Source organism: Acetobacterium tundrae (assembly GCF_008086615.1).
Lineage (GTDB): Bacteria > Bacillota > Clostridia > Eubacteriales > Eubacteriaceae > Acetobacterium > Acetobacterium tundrae.
Genome location: NZ_RXYB01000004.1, coordinates 1 through 19,320 on the forward strand (window position 1 = coordinate 1; position 19,320 = coordinate 19,320).

Here is a 19,320-nt window from a genome sequence, read left to right on the forward strand (position 1 = left end):
GGTATGATTATGAAACTCCAGCAGTTGTATTTTATGAAAATCAGACCCTGGCAGCATAATCAATCACACGAAAGGAGAGTTATCTTAAATATTTTGATTTCGTGTCTTGACAAGCGTGCACATTATAATACGCTTCGGTTTCGGTCAGTTCCTTGTCTCCGATTACTACCAGGGCGATAAAATAATTATCCATGGGGTAGAGAACGCAAAGGGACTTTCCGCTTTTCCGGTACTTTAGATTCCAGCCTTTCTGGGCAGAACAGCGGCTATAATTCATGATCGGTTTGATTTGATAAACGTCCTCAATAAAGCTCTGCAGTTCAATCCAGAGGGGATTGTTGACGAATTGGATCATGTCATCCAGTGTCGGCTCATTGTTTTTTTCAAAATTTTGACTCCATTCCATTGAGTAACCTCCAAATTCAAATGATGTTTATTAAAATTTATCACCATATCATAGACAGGTCAAGTCAATTTGATAAGAAATAAGCAAATCGGTTGCGGCTGGTATTGGTTGAAGATGGTTGGGGCTGCGCATTTCTTAGAAATTATCAGACAGATCGGCATGAAAAATATTTTAGGGACCTGATACTTAGCAAGGGCAGTCAAGCAATTCGTTCCTTGATGGTCTAGAATAAAGATAAGGGAGGTGAGAAAAATGGAAGAGGCACAGATTCTTCAAGCCGTGCAACGGATGCAGGACTATATCGAAACCAATTTAAACCGAAAGATTACCTTAAAGGAACTGGCCAGTGCGGCGGGATATTCGCCTTGGCATGCAGCACGGCTGTTTAAAGAAGTGGTTGGAAAAGCCCCCTTTGATTATATCCGGGCTTTACGGCTCACCGAGGCGGCGCTTTTGCTCCGGGATGGAGAGATGAAGATTGTGGATGTGGCTATGGATTTTGTCTTTGATTCCCATGAAGGCTTTACCCGGGCATTTTCTCGGGAATTTGGGATGGCGCCGAGCAAATATGGTCGGCAGACCCCGCCAATCCAATTGTTTATGCCTCAGAAAGTTTTCGATACCTACCAGTCCATGCATAAAGGAGAGAAAAAAATGAATGAACAGCAAATGAATGAGCAGCAAAATTCCCGAACCGTATTTGTCCAGGTGATTGAACGACCGGCCCGGAAGCTGCTTTTAAAACGTGGCGTCAAAGCAACTGAGTATTTTGGCTATTGTGAAGAAGTCGGCTGCGAGATCTGGTCAGTCCTCACCAGTGTCAAAGAAGCTCTGTACGAACCCATCGGGATGTGGCTGCCCGAGCATCTGATCCGGGAAGGGACGTCTCAGTATGTCCAGGGGGTGGAAGTTCCTCTGGATTATGCCAATGTCATTCCTGACGGTTATGAGCTGATTGAGCTGCCCCCCTCCACGATGATGGTGTTTCAGGGCGAACCCTATGATGATACCGATTTTATGGCGGAAATTAATGCGATCTGGGAACATGTAAAACGGTTTGATCCAACCGTTTACGGCTACCAGTGGGCACCGGAAGCAGCACCGAGATTCCAGCTGATACCCATGGGGTATCGGGGGTATATTGAGGCCTACCCGGTTAAAGCGGCAAACTAAATCCTAATCTGATCAAAAATCAGCCAAGCCGGTTCAATAGCGGAAGAATAAATCTGACGTCTTTGAGCCGGCTTTTGTTTTTGATAGTAAAATGGAAAAACTTAAAAAAGGGGTGATATTATTTTTACTTCGCTGGCTTCCATTCGGAATTCATACTGAGTTTAAAGTCATTCGACATGAAGGTCATCGTTTTCCAGACAACTCGTTTGGGAATAATTTCGGTCATCCCGGCACCATAGAATTCGTACTGGGACTGACCTTCCCGATTGGGCCGGTATTCATTCTGAATATAGTCGCTGAGGGTTCCTTCTGAGTACATGCTGTCATCATACGTGTTCAAGCCAACTTCGGTGAGATCACCATCGTAAAGAATAGTTCCGTCGTTGTTGGTGAGCATAAAGTTGACATTTTTGCCAATGTTTTCCAGATTGGTTAGGTAAGCGGCAAAATCATAAAGCCGCACCTGAGCCACAATATATCCGGCAATCTGTCCATCCTTCTCCACTGGAGTGACAAAAGCCAAAAGCTGCGTCGCCGGAGACTGATGATCGGCAATGGTCAATTCGGTAATAAAAGGCTGTTTATTCAGGCTGATGGCAGGAATGTTTTTGTCATAAAGATCAAAGGAAATACCCTTAAAATAGGTGGGATAGGCGCTGGTTATCATATTTTCATTATTGACAAAGACCACATTCTTGGCGATCGGACTATCCTTTGAGATGGCCGCCAAAGCGCTTGAGAAGGTTTCGCTGCTTTCTCCAGATTGTTGATAGGCGGTGACCGCTGTTTTAGTGAGCGTTTCAAGATTTGTAAATTCATCATAGATAACGTTACTGGCCGTGTCCAACCAAGACAATTCCTCGGTGGTAAACTGGCGCAGTTCACCAGTGGTTGTAGCCGTCTCTGCGGCACCGGGTTCGGTATTGACATAAATCCGCAGCTCGGAGTCAAAGGCTTTTACAGTGTCCCATTTTACTTCTTTTCGCACTGGCTCGTTGGTGCCAGCGGCATTATAGGAATAACTTCCTTCGCCCTGAGCATCAGGGATCATTTTATTTTTAATCAGGGTCTGAAGTTCAACAAAACTGCTGTAAATTGGATCGGTCAAAATATTCTTGCCGATTTCGGTCATATTGCTGGTGTAGACATTGGTTCCGTTGGTGTCAATGACGCCAAGCTCCAGATTTTGTCCGATGGCAAGCTTGCTTAGTTCAGTACCAAAGGTATAGGGGTCAATGTAGGCAATCACCCAGCCTCCGTTTTTGATGGGAACTGAAGCGTAGAGATAGGGTGTATCATCGGCGGCGGTGTTGGTTTTAATAACTATTGCCGGGGTGTCCACAAACAGTTCCGGATGACGGTTGATGCTTTTTAAGTTGAGACCGATAAAGGGGCTGTCCATTTTAGTGGCAACCTGGGTCACATTGGAGGCAGCATCACAGACCAGGATATCAAAGAAATAAGTCTTGCTGTTGAGTTTTTCATTCATCAGCGAATAGGCTTTTTCATCACCAGCAGGGCTTTGTCCGACGGAAGTTCCAATCTCTTCCAACATGGACTGGATCTCGTCCATTTCTTTCTGCAGCGAGGACGTTGCATTTGAAAGGGTATCGGGATTACCTTTGGTGGAGCCGGTCGTTGTACAGCCGGTTAACAGCAGTGCTAAGATGAGTAATAAGGGCAGCAGTTTTCTCTTCATCACGGGGTACACTCCTTTAGTTATTATTTACTTTGGCAAAGAATGAATCGCTTCACAAAAGTTTACGAAACAATTTTATCACAGACCCTATTCTTTTAGAATAAATAATTTTAAATGCAACAAAATTTCGCTAATGAATTTTTATAAAAAACTACTCAGCTTCTTTAAAGTATTTTATAAAATGCTTATAATAACCTTTTGATTTTTCGGTGACATAGTTTCCATCAATCCGAGGGTTATTTAATAGTTGATCAATATTGAATCCGCCGGTGTAGGGGTCTAGCACACAGCCAGTCAAATTTTTGGCTTGGATGGCATGATTGGGACAGGCGTAAATACAGCGCATACACCAGATACAATTGGCACCAAAACAGATTTGCCCCTTTGTCTCTGAAATATTATGCGTCGGGCAGTCACGAACACATTTTTTACAACGGTTGCAGTTAGCAGAAGCAGCCAGCCCTTTCGCAAAGTATCGGGCTCCATAATGTTCTTCTCCATAGTAAAGAAACCGGAGTAATTTTCTTAGAAGCCCATTGATTTTTAAGTGCTGTTCTTGTTCATTGAGAGTATCCACGACTATTTTTTCGACTTTTTTCACCGCCGCTTCGTACAACTGTTTATTCAACTGATCGTCATATTTAATATACCAGTTACAGGGCATGGCGATGATAGAATTATGAAATATCTGATAGCCCTTTTCTTCCATTGCCTGAATGACCGTAGCAGAGGCCCCCTGGTTAATGTAGTGAGGAGAAGAGGCAGTTTTGAAGACAAAAGTTTTCTTTCCCGGACAGCTGGGCAACATTCTGGCGAATTGGTCAGTAATACCCGAAGCGCCAAACCCCAGTACCGGATGCCCCACCCCGATCATATCAAAATCATTGATGGCGAATGATTTTTTATGAGTCACAATATCCTCAATTCTGAATAATTCAACCTCTATTTGTTTTCGTTCATATGATTCAGATAACAACCTGGCAATAATTTCAGTATTGCCGGTACCTGAAAAGTAGAAAATCCCAATTCTTTTCATTTCAATAGTCCTTCCCGGTTATCGAACCTTAAATCTTATGAATTAATACTGAACTGATAAATTTGTCCTCAAAATATCCGATGACAGCATCAAGCTTGATGTTTTCGTTCATCACCAGGTAAGATAAGACACCATCCAGTGCGGACATCAGGGTTACTGCGCTTGCTTGGGTATTATGCTCGGTAAATTGACCGCTACTGATACCTTTGGTGTAGAGCGTATTAATAAAGTCGATCATATTGTTATAGTAATCTTCATACGTTTTCCACATTTCCGGCGATGAGATGGCTTTAATCATAGTTAGAAAGAAAAAGGTGAGCTCCTTCTTGTGAACCAGCCAGTAACTGATATAGTTCCTAATGTAGCGTCGAAGCCCATCCACCGGGTCGGGATTTTCGGCAGCGAGGCGGACATATTCATAAATTGGTTCATTTAATTTCTCGTTGGCATAATATAAAATTTCATCTTTGCTGCCAAAGTGATGATACAAACCGCCTTTGCTGATTTGTGCTCTTTTGGCAATCGCCTCCATGGATGCGCCCTCATAACCCTTATCAAGAAAAATCTCGACAGCTGCATTCACGATGTCATCCATTCGTTTTTCTTTTGTTTCCCATTTAGCCATAATATCTCCTCCTTAAAATAAAACCGACCGTCGGTTTTATTTTAAAATGATTCTTTGATTTTGTCAAGATGGTTTTTAAAACAAGCGGCAGTTGATAATTTAATTGAAAACTATGTCGCTAATTCAAAGGACTGAAACTAGAGTGGGATAATTAAAAAATCTGTAAAATAAAAAATGGATAATAATAGAAGCATCGTGTGCCTCTGTGCCTGACACCAACTTATAAACTTGATAAATTCTTTCAGTGGAACCGGCAATATTGTGGATCGAAGGGACGATTTCGAAAGAAGATCTGGCAACGATGGAAACCTTGAATACGGCTTCCCTCGAACTGATTATCGAAGAGTTCTGGCAATACGAAACTCTGGAAGCATTGAAAAAAAAGTATTTTTAGGATGTTAGACCCAGTATCAATTTTCTCAAAATTAATCTCCCGGTAACCCTGTTCGGCTTGCATTGAAGTTATAAAAAAACGACCAAAATTGATAACAACAGTTTTGGTCGTTTTTTATGCATTTAGTCCTGTTATTGGTGGCAATAAAATGTTACAATATTTCCATTGAGTACGATTTATTTTTAGAGATCGGAGGGTCAGACCGCGCCGGACGAAACATACTGCTGGAACCGATGGAGGGCTGACGGTTGTTAAGCCCTAGTGACAACTAGCGGTGCCTGCCCCTTAACTTATTGAACTTAACTTATCACAACCAAAAACGAGGTGAACCATGAAATCAATTATTGCCGCTTGCGCACGCAGGTTATCCTGGATATCAATGAATTCCTTTGAAAGCAGGTAAAAATGAAAATCAATAAAATACAATTAGTCAAGATAGCCGTAGTTATTCTTTATCTGCTGTTCTTTTTACTAATGCAGGAGCTGTTTGCCAACATTGAAAATTCACCCTATACGATGATGTCTTTGGACGAAAATTTTTATCGGCTATTTGCGTTGAAGCTTGCGCTGACAAAATTTTTCCAATGGTTCGTGTTGGGGGTGCTGCTGGCTTTTCTTAATGTGAAAGATCGTCCCAGCTTTCATTTTACAAAGGGTCTTTTTCTGATTGCCATGGCCTGGATGGTTCTGGCTTTTATGGGATTGTATCCGAATGTTGTTATTATGAGTTTCCCGAACTCAAAATTTCTGGAATTACTGCGTAATGTGGTACCGATTTTTTCCGGTTTCTTTCTTTTTAAAAGCTTGTTTGACGAAGAAAAGATCATCTGTTCTGATCGAAACTAGATTGATGGTGTCTGGCATTAATTTATTTGATCCTGATCTTTTGTTTAAAATTGAGTCGATAGTTAAGTCGATAGCTGATGTCGAGGCGCTTATCAAAGGCTAGGATTGACAGCCAATGGAGATTGGAAATGAAATTTCTTTGGCGTAGTCAAAATCTTTCTGGTATTTTTTCCAGAAATTCTGCATTTGAGGACTGGCAAGAGCATTTGGCAATTCCACTTGAATAATGCACGGTTACCGATGATTCAGAGTAACGATTCGTGCAAAAAACAGCCATATGACAATATTTGCCAATAAATACTGTCACACAAGTCCCCATATTACTTTTGTGATGTCTCAAAATATAAAAGCCATAGTTTTGTGACATCACATAATGCCAACACAAAAAACCTACTTTTTGTGTTGGCTTGCATAAACAAACAAATGGTATAATATTTCCATGAGTTACGTCAGATTAGTAAGATATAATGTATTGATAATTAAGATTAAGGATGTACTAATATGAAAATCGAACATGTCGCAATATGGACTAAAGATATTGAAAAACTAAAGAAATTTTATGTAGATTATTTTGATGGCATTGCTGGGGATAAATATATTAATATCAAAAAGAAATTCGAATCATATTTTATTAAATTCGAATCAGGTTCTCGACTTGAAATTATGCAGATGACGACAATTCCTCCAAATTTAAATGATGCTATTAATCAATATATTGGCTTAATTCACATTGCTTTTTCGGTAGGAAGCATTGAAAAGGTTAATGGCCTTACTGAAACATTAAGAAAAGCAGGTTACATGGTAGTAAGTGAACCGCGTTATACGGGAGATGGTTACTACGAGAGTTGCATTTTGGACTACGATGGAAATCGAATAGAGATAACAGAATAAGTCTGATAATTCACAGTATTTGTTCGTGTTTTAAAAAAAGGCCTTAGTGCCTGACACCAATTGATAAAATTAGAAATGGAGTAAACGATGAAATTCTCAACCTTTTATTTTAGCGGCACCGGCAACACCCGCTGGGCAGTGGAAACCTTTAACGCCATCATTACCGAAAAGAACCATCAGGCCGACTTGTTTTCCATTGACTTGGGGGAAAAGCTTACCGATGAGCGGATTCTGGAAATTGTCCAGGAAGCGGACTGCATTGGTCTGGCCACACCCATCTATGGCGGGGATCTTCCGCCGATTATGAAGGGCTTCCTCGAGCGGCTGGTCACGATCCTGAAAGCGGTTCAGACAAAAAAGAAAGCCTTTGTGATCAACACGTTTGGCTATGTCAATGCGTTTGGCCCCAAAGAGATGAAAAAGCGGCTGACCGGTTCCGACCTGGTGCTGACCGCTTATGTCAATATTCAGCTGTGCAACAATGTCAACACGACCGCACCGGTTGACGTTGGGATGCTGAACAAACGCATGAACCAGGGGAAAGAAGAACTGACCGAACTGGCGGACTGCCTGCTGGCCGGCAAAAAGCGGATCAAAGGGCGCGGGCCCCAGTCAATGATTGGCGCCATGATCCGCAAGAAAACACCGGATGCCGTGGCCAGACATTATCAGACCTTGGGTGTCCATTCGGAAACCTGTACCCACTGTATGATCTGTGTCAACAATTGCCCGACGGGGAGCATCCGCTTTGATGAAGAGGCGGGATTTACCTTTCTGCCGGGGTGTACGGCCTGTATGCGCTGTTACAACTACTGTCCCACCGGTGCCATCACCATGGGTGGTGTTTATGCCGATCCCGATGAGGTACCCCGCTATCAGGGGCCGCTGGAATAAGGCGCTTAGTGTTATAAGCAGTAGGGGAACGGAGGGACGGTTGTTTTGTGCAGATTCTATTCGTTAGCACCCTAAAGACCCGTCCCTTCATGCTAATATGCGAATGCTAAAATTATTCGAAATAAAAAACATCTTCAAAATTTTTGTCCAGCGCAACGCAAATCAGCAAAGCCAGTTTTGCACTGGGGCAAAATTGTAAATTTTCAATAGAACAAATGGTTTGCCGGGAAACACCAACCATTTCTGCTAATTCTTCCTGGGTTTTCCGCTTTTCCGCTCGCCACATTCTGATATGATTGTTTAACTTCAAATTATTTTCCATAAATGATTACCAAGTCTCAAGTATATATGACAATAAAAAACAAATCGCTGCAACCATTCCCAAAATGGCTATGAGAAGTGATTTTTTTGTTTTGAAGGCCTGATACTTATAAATATAGCCGAGACTTAAATATCCCCAAAAAACTGAAAGAAGATCATAGATAGGGAGACCCTTAAAAAAATTGTACAGAACCAGCACAGCAAAGAAGATATACAATCCATTTTCACCATGTCGCTTCGATTGAACTTCTATATATTCCATACCCTCATCTTTGGGATTGCCTTCTTTGTTACGACTTAAAATTTCATCACGATTCATAAAAAACCTCTTTCTTTAGAATAAAACTTATTATAATGGATACTTGTCTATATGTCAAGTGTCCAAGACATATTGACAAATAAACTGGGCACGAAAAATACAATAGGGAGCTCAGAGAGACGGTTCTTTTGGGGAGAAACCATTTGTTAAAACACGAAAGCTCCGTCTTTTCATGCTATACGGAAACCTGTACCCACTGCATGATCTGTTTTAACACTTGCCCGACGGAGAGCATCCGCTTTGATGAAGAGGCGGGGTTTACCTTTCTGCCGGGGTGTACGGCCTGTATGCGCTGTTACAACTTCTGTCCCACATACCTTATAATAAAAAATTTAATTAAACGCCATTATACTTTAATATCAAAGTATTGCCAAATAAATCCACACTAATTTGTTTTAAGTCTTAGTCTGAATTTTGTCTTATTGGACAGATACTTATCTCCGCCAACCATTTAAAATAGTACTTAGACGGTAATCTTTATATATGATAAAGATTTACAATCAGGATAAGCAATGCTATAATGAACGTGACCGATTCGGTCACAGTGGGTGACATTCTATTTAAAGAAATTAGGATTAATATGATATTTGAAAAACTTGAAAAGGAAAAACAGAATAAAATCATCAACGCTGCCTGCGAAGTATTTGCAAAATACGGTTATAAAAAAGCATCCATGAAAGATATCGCCGAGGCGGCCGAAATATCGAAAAGCGTGCTGTTCAAGTATGTCTCTAGCAAAGAAAAGCTCTATTTGAAAATCTTTAGATTAGCATCAGACAGCATTATCGAAGCGGACGAAATTTCGTACGCCGCGGAAGGGAGCGATTCTGATATGTTTTCTTTGATGCGGCGAAACGCGAAAACCAGACTTTCTTTATTCAAGGAATATCCGTGGATTTACAAGTTCTCTTATACAGCAGCCTTCGATAACGATTGCTTTGTCAAGGAACTTGTCAGAATGGAGCTTGAAAATTATCGAAAGCCACAACTCAATACGAGGGAAATCCAATCAGGAAATAAAATCACAACGGATGGTATCGCTGTTTATAAGGGATTAAGAGCGGATATTTCCCCGACGATCGCAAAGCAACTCATCCTCTGGGTTTCTCAGGGATATCTGGAAGAAAAACTATTTACAGACAAGATAGATCCAGACGGACTTGAAAAGGGTTTTGAGGAATGGATTGACATTCTGGAGATACTTCTTAGAGGTAGTAACAGAAGCTGTGATTGAAAGGAACAGAAAGGTTGGTGAACAGAATGAATGACACGATTGAAACGAGAGAAATACCGAACGGTATTGAGAATGTGCCGGGGTTGAAGCATCATGATCTAAATGTTTGTGGTGGGCCAATGTCGGTCTATGAAGCAGGCGAAAAGGGAAGACCTATCGTCGTGCTGTTGCATGGGGCAATGTACGATGAATCAAGGTTTATCTGGGATCAGCTGTTTCCCTTTTTGAGCAGGGATTACCATGTATTCGCACTGGATTCGCCGCGACACGGAAAATCAAGGCCGTGGGAAGGTTATCTGGATCGTGCTAGGCTGATGGACATTCTGCACAATACATTTATCCAGTTAGGACTTGAAAACTTCAGTCTTGTAGGACTTTCCATGGGTGGCAGCCTCAGCATCGAATATGCATCGTTACATCCGGATAAAGTCAAATCAATGGTTTTGTTCGAGCCAGGCGGATTGACCGAAAAGGTCGATTCACAGTTTTTAGTATGGCTTTACATAAAGATGCCGGGTATGCTTAGGCTACTCAGCCGAAAGTATATTAAGAAAGACCATGCGGCGATCAGAAAATTGCTGGAATCTATTTATGTGGGTGGTTCAAAACCAACGGACCCGGACCGGTTGACTTCAATTCTCGAGGATGAGATAAAGGGTAGATATAAATATGGAGAAAATGACATGGACGACTGGCAGTTGAGCTGTATCGGACCTTTCAGATTAAAGTGGAACCTTCTTGATCGGATTCCGTTGATTAAATGTCCGACTCTGTGGTTAAGAGGAGCGGACAGTGTTCTGGTGAAGCAGTTTGAGATAGACAGAGCGGTAAAACTAGCTATCGACAGTGGCACAAAAGCCGAATTGGAAGTCATTCAGAACGCAGGGCATATATTACCTCTCGAACGGCCTGAGCAGGCAAATCTGGCGGTAAAAGCATTTCTCGATGATGCTATTCGTTAGAACCCAAAAGCCCCGTTCATTCATGACCTTTGCACCCTTCATATTCATAAATTGCCTTTTACGGGTGAATTTGAATAATTCAGTTGTAAAGCGTATAATAAAACAATAATTGGCTCGGTTTTATTGCAAACGCCATGCGTAGATTGTTAAAGATAAACAGGGGGATGACGTTGGATGACATTGAATGACTTAACGGTACACGAAATGATGGAAGAACTTAAACATAAATACATAAAATTATGGTGGACGACGAGCAAATGCTTTCCTGCTCTTGGTGCGGAAATTAGCATGAATGAAAAAAAAACACGGGAGAAAATGATGAATCAGTTTACCGATGCACTCTTTTCTCTGTTAAAACAATGCCCGAAGAATGAAGCACAGCGGGTTGATTGGAAAAATAGGTTGTGGTTGATGATCAAAAATTTTGGACATCAATGGGGTTTTGATGAAGAGGACGTTAATGAGGAGTTTGCAAAAGAACTACCAATCATAACCCATACGTTTATTGCCAATGTTAACGCATTTAATCCGGATATGAAATTGGATAAAATGCTGCAGGCGCTCAGAAATGCCTGGATCATGAACCTGCTCCAGGTGCTCTTTAAGATCAAGGTCGAATATACCCCTTCCGTTTTTGCATATAGCATGCTTTATCCCTATACCGATAATTATTTAGATGACATCGAAGTATCGATTGAAGATAAGAATAAGATCAGTAAAAGATTCAGATTGAGATTAGAAGGTCAACAAATCGAACCCGTTAATGCCTACGAAGAGGCGTTATTTAATTTAGTAGGCATGATTGAAAATCAGTATTCCCGAGCAACCCATGACGAATTGTATGAAAGCCTTTTGTGTATTCATGATGCCCAATGTAACAGTTTGACACTGCATGATGAAATAATTTCACCTTACGAAAAGGATATCTTGGGAATGAGTGCGGATAAGGGCGGTGCTTCCGTATTGGCGGATGCCTATTTAGTTAACGGCAAGCTGTCGGATAGCCAGGTCGATTTTTCATTTGCTTACGGGATGTTGCTTCAATTGTGTGATGATTTACAGGATGCCAAAGAAGACGTGAACAACGGACAGATGACGATTGTTTCAATGATCGTGGGGAAATGGCCTTTAGACAATATAACCAATGCTTTGTTTGATTTTTCCAATAAAATAATGGCGGATTCATACGCGAACCTTGAGCAGGATGAATCTGATAAAATGAAAGACTTCTTAAAGAAAAACCTGATGCTGTTGATTTTTGAGGCAATTTCTCAAAACCAGGCCTATTACAGTAAAGCGTATATTAAAACCATTGAAAAATATGTTCCATTTAGAATGGCCTATACGCGAAAACTTTATAAAAAGCTGAAGAAAAAATATAAAAATTTCAGCAGCACCGAAGGGTATACCATTGACGATGTAATATTAATGGCGTCTGAAATTTGAAAGTAAGATCAGAGGGACGGTTGTTTTGTGCAGATGCTATTCGTTAGCACCCGAAACAACCGTCCCTTCATGCTACAAAATAAAAGAATAAGTGAGTATGATGCATGGCCTGTTTTGAGGTCAATCATAGTCACTTGTTTTTTTGGGTGAAAGAATATTCTTGACAGGATAGTCATCGTTTTGTATAATAAGTAAAAAGTCACTGAGCATGGAGTCAATGAAATGAAAACAAAACGTCAGGTACAAAAAGAAGCGACCCGGTTACATATCCTGGAAACGGCTTATCACATCTATGCAGAAGAGGGCTTTAGCGCCACAACCAATCGAATAGCCAGAGCCGCGAGCGTATCACATGGAACCATTTTTGTTCACTTTCCAACGGTTGAAAATCTTATTGTTTGTCTGCTTGATGATTTTAACGCAGAAATCAATGGGCAGTTACATGGTCTATCGGAAAAAAACGAGCAGTTAGAAACCTTTTTAGAAGCACATATTAACGTTCTAATCCGATATGAAGCTTTTTATAAACGGCTTATTTCTGAAGTTAATGGTTTGCCGCAAGAAGCAAAGTTTGTATTCATAAATATGCAATCCGTTGTATCGTTCCATTTTAATCAGGTGATTGAGCGTTGTAAAAAAGAAAAGACAATCAAAGAAATACCGATGCATATAATTTTCAACAGTTGGTTAGGCCTGGTACACTATTATCTTACCAATAGCTATCTTTTCACAGAAGGTTCGGTATTAACTGAATATAAAGAAGAATTAATTTGTAATTTTATAAAATTAATTAAAAAATGAAAGGAGATCAATGATATGAAAGCGTACGATAATTTTTTTCTTCCCGTTGATAATTTGGAAGAAGCAAAAAACTATTACACCAATGTGTTCGGTTTGGATTTAAAGTTTGACTTTTCAGACAAGGGCATGGCTGCATTTCATGTAGGTCATGAAGAACCGGCTATTATTTTAAAGGAAAAAAGTAAATTTCCAGATGTAAAACCGACCATCTGGTTTGTTGTGGATAATGTGGAAGAGGAATATAAACGGCTTCAAAAAAACGGGGTAAACTTTCTGAGTAAGCCATTTCAAATTGGGACAGGTAATGCGGTTGAATTTGAAGATATATTCGGCAATCGATTTGGCATGGCTGATTATGTTTAATCAATGGGAAATTGATTATATTAAATTTTATACACGGAGGGAAAAGGATGAAAAATTGTATAGCATGTGGGATGCCGATGAAGAAAGAAAGCGATTTTGCAATGGGAGACACAAAAAAGGACTATTGTGTTTATTGCGCAAGGCCTGATGGGTCGATGCAATCCTTTGAAGAGAAAAAACAGGGCCTGATTAATTTTACAATCAAAACGCAAGGGTTAGAAAAAGGGGTAGCTGAAAAAGCAGTAGCGAACATGATGAGCAAATTGCCGGCATGGCAGGAATATTTTCAGAAATAGAAAGTAAGATCAGAGGGACGGTTGTTTTGTGCAGATGCTATTCGTTAGCACCCGAAACAACCGTCCCTTCAGGCTACGGCATTAATTCGAATTTTCAGATTCGTTTCATTCCGTCGGGATTCATATACACATTGCGCCGCCGGAAAGAGCCGGGTACTGTATATTGGAGCTTAACTCGGTCGAAATCAATGATCGTGGCTGTGATTGCATTGGGATACGGTACCTAGGAATCTATCATGCCAAAAATAAAGGCAACTGACGAGATTGTGAATTTTTTCTAGAAAGAGAGCGTGCAATCGTCTAATTGGTCAGGATGAAAAAGTTATATAATACCAGGCTTCTCCGCATAGGTCTGTATTAAGCGAAAATGAATTGAAATTTTTAGCGGAAATATTAAATAAATTCACACTGAAATTTGGAAAACAAATATTGAATAATTCATCAAATCAAAAATTTAAATTCATGAAAATCCAGAGAATTATAAATAAGGAGTGAATCCAACATCAAGCTATCAACGAAATTTTGATCAAGCTTAAAGAGACGGGGGACTAAACCATTAACGACAGTAACAAAATCCTGCACTGATAGCTTCAGATTTCCATTGAAGTATTGGATGAAAAATTCACGTCTCGCTCCAAAATTCATGTAAACATAGGTTTCAAACAATTCATCAGTAATGATAATATTGTTATCGTCAATGTACTGATGATAGATTTTATAGACATAGGTATTTAATATCTCATAGTTTGAATTTTGTTGCAAAACCTCATAATAGACACGTTTGTTATGTTCGTTATTTAAAATAATATCGTAATATATTCGTGAGCATACAGCATGTGATAAAATATGATTGGTGAAAATTTCCGGTTTGTTCTGGTACAGAAAAAAATCGATGGCATTCAGAAAATCATAATAAATGGATCGAATAATGGTATTCTTTGTTTTAAAATAATAATGCACGGTACTCACTGGTACTTCGCTTTTTTCGGCAATTTTTTTCATCGTTGTATCTGTAAAACCGTCTTCATAAAAAAGTACTTTGGCGGCTAAAAAAATCTGCTCTTTTTTATCCTGCTGTTTCATCATTACTAAAACCTAACCCCTCATGTTTTTATTTCTAGGTGCTTTGGAAATGCCACGACTCTCATAATAACATAATCCACCTCTTTGATCAATGTAATTACTTTTACAATAAAATGATCGAACGCTGAATCCGGATATGAAAATAAATTTATTAAACAGCTAATAATAGTTTTTTATAAGCGGTTTTTAGTTACGCAAAGAAAAAAACTGAGTGGTCGAAAAAAAGAAGACGGTATTAGGCGTAATGTCCAACAAAAAAGAGACGGGAATTTCAAATTCTCCGGTCTCTTTTTATTATTTATTATACTATTTATTAAGTGATGGTTAGATTGTTGAGCTTTTTAGGTTTGTTTGGCTTTATTCATAATAATGCCAAGTCATTGTTGATTTTTTGACTATTCGACAGCTTCTTTTTTATCATTGATCATAAACAGGAATATTAAGCCGATGATCGGTGCTGCTGCCAGTGTAAACCAACAGGCACGGAAGGCACCGGTTATATCGACACTCATCCCAATAACAATTGGTGCAACGATTGAAGCAAGCTGGAAAACACAATTTTGCACACCCATAACTGATCCTGAAAGACGTTGAGGTGAATATTTCAATATTAGAGAATTTAAATGTGCGTTTGGTAAATAAGATACAAATCCAAAGATAAATCCGATAATCATTAAAGCATTAAGATTTGTCTGGAATCCGAACAACAGTGTAACGATTCCAATCAGGATAAAAACGGCAATCAAGTAGTTTCTAACGCTAAGTTTAAACCACTTGACGATAAACCCTGTTAAAAGAGAGGCTAAGATACCTGCTATACTGTAAACTGTCATAATGGAACCAGCCGTCACTTTGTCAAATCCGATGGTTGTAAGATATGAATTTGCCCAAGTTGCTGTACCAAGACTCAAAAACATAAAGAAAAACCCGGTTAAACTGAGAGCAGTCAAATTTCTGTTTGTAAAGACAGTTCGAATCCCATCTAATAAAGAGGTTCTTTCCCCTGACGGCAAAGGTTCGGATTTAATGTTTTTCACAAATATAAATACCAAAATAGCAATCACTACGGCAATAAATCCAGTAACGCGGAAAGCGGTTTGCCAATCATATGTTGTCAACAAATAAACGCCTAATTTATTTGCAATAGTAAGACCAACTGTAGGACCGCATAACAAAATACCAAAGGCAATCCCTCTTTCTGATTGCTCAAAGTTCTCGGCAATCGTTTTACTACAGCAGGACATAACAACACCAGCGCCCAGACCGGTTATAACTCTGATCACAAATCCGATAGAATATACGGTTACTAGTGACATGCCGATTGATGCAAGACCAGTAATAAGTACACCCGCAGACAGTACGTATTTAGTACCGACTCTATCCGCCAGTATACCACCCGGGATCTGTGTAATTACGTAACCGATAAAGAATGCTGACATAAATGAACCAACGGCAGTATTAGAAATGCCTAGAATAGGAGCAACGGTTGAACCTAACGGTGACCAGATAAAGCGAGTCATAAAAGTTGCGGCGAACGATGCTAACATGAGTATTAGAATTAGCCATCGCTTTGTTGAATTTGATGTTTCCATAATAATTTCTCCTTTTGCTGAATTTGATGTTTCCATAATATTTCCTCCTCAGTTTAAAATCGATACTTCCGTAAATTATCCTTCCTTTCCAAATTAATCCTTTGCATTATATATATAAATTAATTATTTGTCAATACACTAAACTGATTTATATAATATATAATCAGCTTAAAAGATACAAATATTACCGTAATTAGGCAATAAAACTGATTTTATAGAATATAAATCAAATATTGACATTGACAAAACATGTTCACAGAATTATAATAATCGTAAATATTGTTATTTCACGAGGGTAAGCGTGTACAGTATAAGTTAACAATGTAAGCGCACGCTTTGGCATATTATAAAGTAAATAGAGAAATAGACAGATTAAGTGAAGGAGTGCTCTAGTCTAATGTCTACCTTTATGTATATGTTAAAAAAATACAGCAAAGAGGCAATTACAAAATGCAGATATTTTGGAATTGTCAAAATTAAATTTTAAGGAGAAAATACAAATGTTGACACCAAGACAGAATTTATTAGAAACGATTAAAGGCGGGAAACCAGACCGTTTTGTAAAGCAGTATGAAGCTTTCATGCCTCTTACAGGGGCACCTACTCAGGCTCCCAAGCCATCAATCGGGGGTGAAATTGTAAATGGATGGGGTGTTACAACCAGATGGCCTGAAGGTCAAATCGGCGCTTTCCCGGTACATGATGATGCGCATATTGTTTTGAAAGACATTACGGAATGGAAAAATATTGTTCACTGTCCAAATCTTGATTACCCAGATAAAGCATGGGCGGAGATTCAGGCAAAGGCAGCAGCAATTGATCGCAATGAAGAATTTGTAACAGCTTTCGTTGCACCAGGTTTATTTGAGCAGGTACATTACCTGATGAGCATGGAAGGAGCACTGATTGCTTTTTATGAAGAACCGGAAGCGATGCACGAATTGATTGATTTTATTGCTGATTATGAAATCAGACTCGCTGATGTGTTAATCGATAAAATCCATCCAGATGCAATGTTCCACCATGATGACTGGGGCAGCCAAATATCAACATTTCTGTCACCTAAAATGTTTGCTGAATTTTTTGTAGAACCTTATAAGAGAGTATACAAACATTGGAAAGAGAACGGCGTAGAACTGATTGTTCACCACAGCGACTCTTTTGCAGCTACGCTGATACCAGCCATGATCGAAATCGGTATTGATATCTGGCAGGGTGTTATGACAACGAACAATACCCCGGAACTGGTTAAAAAATATGGTGGCCAGATTACATTTATGGGAGATATCAACAGCGGTGTTGTTGACTTTCCGGGATGGACAAAAGAAATAATTGATGAACATGTTGAAAGAGCCTGTAAGACAAACGGTAAGCTATACTTTATACCGGGAACAAGTCAGGGTGGTGCTAACAGTTCTTTTCCTGGTGTTTATGAAGCGACAGATGAAGCCATCGATAGAATGAGTAAGAAAATGTTCTAATTTGACATTAATGATTTAGTAAAATCTGTTTATATAGCTGGGAGGAATTATAAAAGCAGAATCACGTTGATGGCGCTAGATCGACAAAACCAAGCCTACGATTCACCATCGATTATTTTTGCGGAGAAGTCGTAATTGACAAACATCAATACAAAATAATATGGAAAGTTAACTTGACATAATGCGCTAATGATGGTATCTTAGTTATGGAAAGTAAACTTTCCGTTATTTTGTTAGTGAGGTAATGCTTTGAAAAACAAGCTGGAAGAAATACGTAGACAACGAGGCATAAAACAGGAAGAACTAGCAACCGCTTTGGAGGTATCGAGGCAAACAATTGGCTCTCTTGAAAATGGTAGATATAACCCATCGATCCTATTAGCCTTTAAAATCGCCCTCTTTTTTGATATGACAATTGAAGAAATATTTATTTATGAGGAGGAAAAACCATGTTAAAAAAACGATCATTTTATGTTGTTATGCTGATTGTTGGTATGTGTTGCATTGGTGCAAGCTTCTTTTTTAATGATGCTAATGCGAAGCCCATCGCAGGCAGCTTAATCGGAATCGGCGCTGGTTTTATTGGGATGAGCATTGCAAATCTGATCACGAAGCATATGGAACGTAAAAATCCCACCCTTGAAAAGCAGTCTCAAATCGATTATAACGATGAACGAAACATCACAATCCGTAATCGAGCAAAGGCTGAAGCTGGGGACATCACGCAGTGGTTAATTATGGGTATCGCCTATATTACCATCCTTATATCCGCACCTTTATGGGTCACGCTGGCGGTGGTGATCGTGTTTCTTATTTACCATTTTGCTGGTCTTTATTTAATAAACAAATATCAAAAAGAAATGTAGAATTCGCGCATTGAAGGTCATCAGGTTTGCCAGTCAAGCTCTGTCAGGTATGGTATGTTCGATTAAAGCGGAGGGACAGTTCTGCTGTGCAGATTCCATTCGTTATAACATGAAAGAACCGTCCCTTCATGCTAATTTATAAAGCAACAAAATAAAAGAAATAGAGAAACGAGATGGAATAAAAAAATCGCCTTAATTCTAACTGAGAAAGAGCCAAACGCTTGATAAAGTAGGGGCAGTTATCATCGGCGTTGCCTTAACGAAGGTAAAATTCAAAAAAAGGCTAATTATTATCGATATGACAAATATAGTGAGGATAAAGTTATATCAAAATAATAAAGCTTTAAGATTTATTAATAGACAGGGATGATAGATGTGTTATTATATAGTATTTTGTAAAAAGACTGGAAATTTTTCGTTATTAAGGATACAATATAAAGGCTTATGGTAGAGGCTCTTTATCAGACACACTGGTAAAGGCCTTTTCTTTACGCGAAGGCGATGAAGCCCGAAACTAAGCCAGTGAGTCAAAGAAAAATAGGCCGGGCATGTTTGGCGGGAACATAACGATTAAAAAAACATTGGAGGATCA

The 19,320-nt window shown here is 39.4% G+C and carries 24 protein-coding genes; 16 read left to right on the forward strand and 8 right to left on the reverse strand.

Translation table 11 applies throughout. The annotated features are described in order from the left end of the window. Positions 1–79: 79 nt before the first annotated feature. Entirely contained in the window at positions 80–406 is a 327-nt protein-coding gene (locus FZC40_RS04310) for a DUF3788 domain-containing protein (protein ID WP_148602698.1), read from the reverse strand. Positions 407–658: 252 nt separating this feature from the next. Between FZC40_RS04310 and FZC40_RS04315 the strand changes: the two genes are divergently transcribed. Continuing rightward, entirely contained in the window at positions 659–1,579 is a 921-nt protein-coding gene (locus FZC40_RS04315) for a helix-turn-helix transcriptional regulator (RefSeq protein ID WP_148602699.1), read from the forward strand. A 124-nt stretch (positions 1,580–1,703) separates the two neighbouring features. On the opposite strand, the gene FZC40_RS04320 is transcribed toward FZC40_RS04315, so the two are convergent. The 3 genes from FZC40_RS04320 to FZC40_RS04330 form a co-directional block, all read right to left on the reverse strand. Beyond that, positions 1,704–3,281: a cache domain-containing protein gene (locus FZC40_RS04320; RefSeq protein WP_148602700.1), complete on the reverse strand. Its 1,578-nt coding sequence runs from the start codon at positions 3,279–3,281 to the stop codon at positions 1,704–1,706. 148 nt (positions 3,282–3,429) lie between these two features. Next, a complete protein-coding gene (locus FZC40_RS04325) occupies positions 3,430–4,314 on the reverse strand; it encodes an EFR1 family ferrodoxin (RefSeq protein WP_148602701.1) in 885 nt (294 codons plus the stop codon). A gap of 28 nt (positions 4,315–4,342) precedes the next feature. Then, a complete protein-coding gene (locus tag FZC40_RS04330) occupies positions 4,343–4,939 on the reverse strand; it encodes a TetR/AcrR family transcriptional regulator (RefSeq protein WP_148602702.1) in 597 nt (198 codons plus the stop codon). A 244-nt stretch (positions 4,940–5,183) separates the two neighbouring features. Here FZC40_RS04330 and FZC40_RS17040 point away from each other — a divergent pair, with 244 nt between their 5' ends. From FZC40_RS17040 to FZC40_RS04345, 4 genes are all read left to right on the forward strand, one after another. Next, positions 5,184–5,333, forward strand: a complete 150-nt coding sequence (locus FZC40_RS17040; protein WP_186843666.1) for a hypothetical protein — start codon at positions 5,184–5,186, stop codon at positions 5,331–5,333. A 405-nt stretch (positions 5,334–5,738) separates the two neighbouring features. Beyond that, entirely contained in the window at positions 5,739–6,179 is a 441-nt protein-coding gene (locus tag FZC40_RS04335) for a hypothetical protein (RefSeq protein ID WP_148602703.1), read from the forward strand. Between the two features lie 501 nt (positions 6,180–6,680). Next, the gene (locus FZC40_RS04340) at positions 6,681–7,070 is read left to right on the forward strand and encodes a VOC family protein (RefSeq protein WP_148602704.1); all 390 of its coding nucleotides are present in this window, start codon (positions 6,681–6,683) and stop codon (positions 7,068–7,070) included. A gap of 87 nt (positions 7,071–7,157) precedes the next feature. After that, entirely contained in the window at positions 7,158–7,964 is an 807-nt protein-coding gene (locus FZC40_RS04345) for an EFR1 family ferrodoxin (RefSeq protein WP_148602705.1), read from the forward strand. Positions 7,965–8,076: 112 nt separating this feature from the next. Here FZC40_RS04345 and FZC40_RS04350 read toward each other — a convergent pair whose 3' ends face one another. Both FZC40_RS04350 and FZC40_RS04355 read right to left on the reverse strand, forming a co-directional pair. Continuing rightward, positions 8,077–8,286, reverse strand: coding sequence for a helix-turn-helix transcriptional regulator (locus FZC40_RS04350; RefSeq protein WP_148602706.1), 210 nt, complete (start codon positions 8,284–8,286; stop codon positions 8,077–8,079). Positions 8,287–8,292: 6 nt separating this feature from the next. Continuing rightward, on the reverse strand, positions 8,293–8,604 hold the full coding sequence (locus FZC40_RS04355) for a DUF6442 family protein (protein WP_148602707.1): 312 nt from the start codon (positions 8,602–8,604) through the stop codon (positions 8,293–8,295). 143 nt (positions 8,605–8,747) lie between these two features. Between FZC40_RS04355 and FZC40_RS17735 the strand changes: the two genes are divergently transcribed. From FZC40_RS17735 to FZC40_RS04395, 8 genes are all read left to right on the forward strand, one after another. After that, a complete protein-coding gene (locus FZC40_RS17735; RefSeq protein WP_186843665.1) occupies positions 8,748–8,993 on the forward strand; it encodes a 4Fe-4S dicluster domain-containing protein in 246 nt (81 codons plus the stop codon). 131 nt (positions 8,994–9,124) lie between these two features. Continuing rightward, positions 9,125–9,838 carry a TetR/AcrR family transcriptional regulator gene (locus tag FZC40_RS04365; RefSeq protein WP_148602709.1) on the forward strand — a complete coding sequence of 238 codons (714 nt, stop codon included), beginning with the start codon at positions 9,125–9,127 and terminating at the stop codon, positions 9,836–9,838. A gap of 26 nt (positions 9,839–9,864) precedes the next feature. Next, the gene (locus tag FZC40_RS04370) at positions 9,865–10,800 is read left to right on the forward strand and encodes an alpha/beta fold hydrolase (protein ID WP_148602710.1); all 936 of its coding nucleotides are present in this window, start codon (positions 9,865–9,867) and stop codon (positions 10,798–10,800) included. A gap of 174 nt (positions 10,801–10,974) precedes the next feature. Continuing rightward, on the forward strand, positions 10,975–12,246 hold the full coding sequence (locus tag FZC40_RS04375) for a hypothetical protein (protein ID WP_148602711.1): 1,272 nt from the start codon (positions 10,975–10,977) through the stop codon (positions 12,244–12,246). A 222-nt stretch (positions 12,247–12,468) separates the two neighbouring features. Continuing rightward, complete coding sequence (locus FZC40_RS04380) at positions 12,469–13,047, forward strand: TetR/AcrR family transcriptional regulator (RefSeq protein WP_148602712.1); 579 nt, start codon at positions 12,469–12,471, stop codon at positions 13,045–13,047. A gap of 15 nt (positions 13,048–13,062) precedes the next feature. Beyond that, on the forward strand, positions 13,063–13,410 hold the full coding sequence (locus tag FZC40_RS04385; RefSeq protein WP_148602713.1) for a VOC family protein: 348 nt from the start codon (positions 13,063–13,065) through the stop codon (positions 13,408–13,410). Between the two features lie 47 nt (positions 13,411–13,457). Further along, positions 13,458–13,706, forward strand: coding sequence for a zinc ribbon domain-containing protein (locus FZC40_RS04390; RefSeq protein WP_148602714.1), 249 nt, complete (start codon positions 13,458–13,460; stop codon positions 13,704–13,706). After that, positions 13,682–13,933: a hypothetical protein gene (locus tag FZC40_RS04395; protein ID WP_148602715.1), complete on the forward strand. Its 252-nt coding sequence runs from the start codon at positions 13,682–13,684 to the stop codon at positions 13,931–13,933. The genes FZC40_RS04390 and FZC40_RS04395 overlap by 25 nt, the downstream gene beginning before the upstream one ends. Positions 13,934–14,147: 214 nt before the next feature. On the opposite strand, the gene FZC40_RS04400 is transcribed toward FZC40_RS04395, so the two are convergent. Both FZC40_RS04400 and FZC40_RS04405 read right to left on the reverse strand, forming a co-directional pair. Then, complete coding sequence (locus FZC40_RS04400) at positions 14,148–14,792, reverse strand: TetR/AcrR family transcriptional regulator (protein WP_148602716.1); 645 nt, start codon at positions 14,790–14,792, stop codon at positions 14,148–14,150. Between the two features lie 392 nt (positions 14,793–15,184). Next, positions 15,185–16,417: an MFS transporter gene (locus tag FZC40_RS04405; RefSeq protein ID WP_148602717.1), complete on the reverse strand. Its 1,233-nt coding sequence runs from the start codon at positions 16,415–16,417 to the stop codon at positions 15,185–15,187. 464 nt (positions 16,418–16,881) lie between these two features. Between FZC40_RS04405 and FZC40_RS04410 the strand changes: the two genes are divergently transcribed. The 3 genes from FZC40_RS04410 (at position 16,882) to FZC40_RS04420 (ending at position 18,728) form a co-directional block, all read left to right on the forward strand. After that, positions 16,882–17,862 (forward strand): uroporphyrinogen decarboxylase family protein, encoded by a 981-nt coding sequence (locus FZC40_RS04410; RefSeq protein WP_148602718.1) that lies wholly within the window; start codon positions 16,882–16,884, stop codon positions 17,860–17,862. A 249-nt stretch (positions 17,863–18,111) separates the two neighbouring features. Continuing rightward, positions 18,112–18,318 carry a helix-turn-helix transcriptional regulator gene (locus tag FZC40_RS04415; RefSeq protein ID WP_148568605.1) on the forward strand — a complete coding sequence of 69 codons (207 nt, stop codon included), beginning with the start codon at positions 18,112–18,114 and terminating at the stop codon, positions 18,316–18,318. Then, positions 18,312–18,728: a DUF2178 domain-containing protein gene (locus tag FZC40_RS04420; RefSeq protein WP_148602719.1), complete on the forward strand. Its 417-nt coding sequence runs from the start codon at positions 18,312–18,314 to the stop codon at positions 18,726–18,728. The genes FZC40_RS04415 and FZC40_RS04420 overlap by 7 nt, the downstream gene beginning before the upstream one ends. Positions 18,729–19,320 lie beyond the last annotated feature (592 nt).

Bases quoted from the DNA above. Each gene is read 5' to 3' on its own strand.
- FZC40_RS04310 (WP_148602698.1), bottom strand. From the start codon at position 406: ATGGAATGGAGTCAAAATTTTGAAAAAAACAATGAGCCGACACTGGAT.
- FZC40_RS04315 (WP_148602699.1), top strand. From the start codon at position 659: ATGGAAGAGGCACAGATTCTTCAAGCCGTGCAACGGATGCAGGACTAT.
- FZC40_RS04325 (WP_148602701.1), bottom strand. From the start codon at position 4,314: ATGAAAAGAATTGGGATTTTCTACTTTTCAGGTACCGGCAATACTGAA.
- FZC40_RS04330 (WP_148602702.1), bottom strand. From the start codon at position 4,939: ATGGCTAAATGGGAAACAAAAGAAAAACGAATGGATGACATCGTGAAT.
- FZC40_RS04335 (WP_148602703.1), top strand. From the start codon at position 5,739: ATGAAAATCAATAAAATACAATTAGTCAAGATAGCCGTAGTTATTCTT.
- FZC40_RS04340 (WP_148602704.1), top strand. From the start codon at position 6,681: ATGAAAATCGAACATGTCGCAATATGGACTAAAGATATTGAAAAACTA.
- FZC40_RS04345 (WP_148602705.1), top strand. From the start codon at position 7,158: ATGAAATTCTCAACCTTTTATTTTAGCGGCACCGGCAACACCCGCTGG.
- FZC40_RS04350 (WP_148602706.1), bottom strand. From the start codon at position 8,286: ATGGAAAATAATTTGAAGTTAAACAATCATATCAGAATGTGGCGAGCG.
- FZC40_RS04355 (WP_148602707.1), bottom strand. From the start codon at position 8,604: ATGAATCGTGATGAAATTTTAAGTCGTAACAAAGAAGGCAATCCCAAA.
- FZC40_RS04365 (WP_148602709.1), top strand. From the start codon at position 9,125: ATGAACGTGACCGATTCGGTCACAGTGGGTGACATTCTATTTAAAGAA.
- FZC40_RS04370 (WP_148602710.1), top strand. From the start codon at position 9,865: ATGAATGACACGATTGAAACGAGAGAAATACCGAACGGTATTGAGAAT.
- FZC40_RS04375 (WP_148602711.1), top strand. From the start codon at position 10,975: ATGACATTGAATGACTTAACGGTACACGAAATGATGGAAGAACTTAAA.
- FZC40_RS04380 (WP_148602712.1), top strand. From the start codon at position 12,469: ATGAAAACAAAACGTCAGGTACAAAAAGAAGCGACCCGGTTACATATC.
- FZC40_RS04385 (WP_148602713.1), top strand. From the start codon at position 13,063: ATGAAAGCGTACGATAATTTTTTTCTTCCCGTTGATAATTTGGAAGAA.
- FZC40_RS04390 (WP_148602714.1), top strand. From the start codon at position 13,458: ATGAAAAATTGTATAGCATGTGGGATGCCGATGAAGAAAGAAAGCGAT.
- FZC40_RS04395 (WP_148602715.1), top strand. From the start codon at position 13,682: ATGGCAGGAATATTTTCAGAAATAGAAAGTAAGATCAGAGGGACGGTT.
- FZC40_RS04400 (WP_148602716.1), bottom strand. From the start codon at position 14,792: ATGATGAAACAGCAGGATAAAAAAGAGCAGATTTTTTTAGCCGCCAAA.
- FZC40_RS04405 (WP_148602717.1), bottom strand. From the start codon at position 16,417: ATGGAAACATCAAATTCAGCAAAAGGAGAAATTATTATGGAAACATCA.
- FZC40_RS04410 (WP_148602718.1), top strand. From the start codon at position 16,882: ATGTTGACACCAAGACAGAATTTATTAGAAACGATTAAAGGCGGGAAA.
- FZC40_RS04420 (WP_148602719.1), top strand. From the start codon at position 18,312: ATGTTAAAAAAACGATCATTTTATGTTGTTATGCTGATTGTTGGTATG.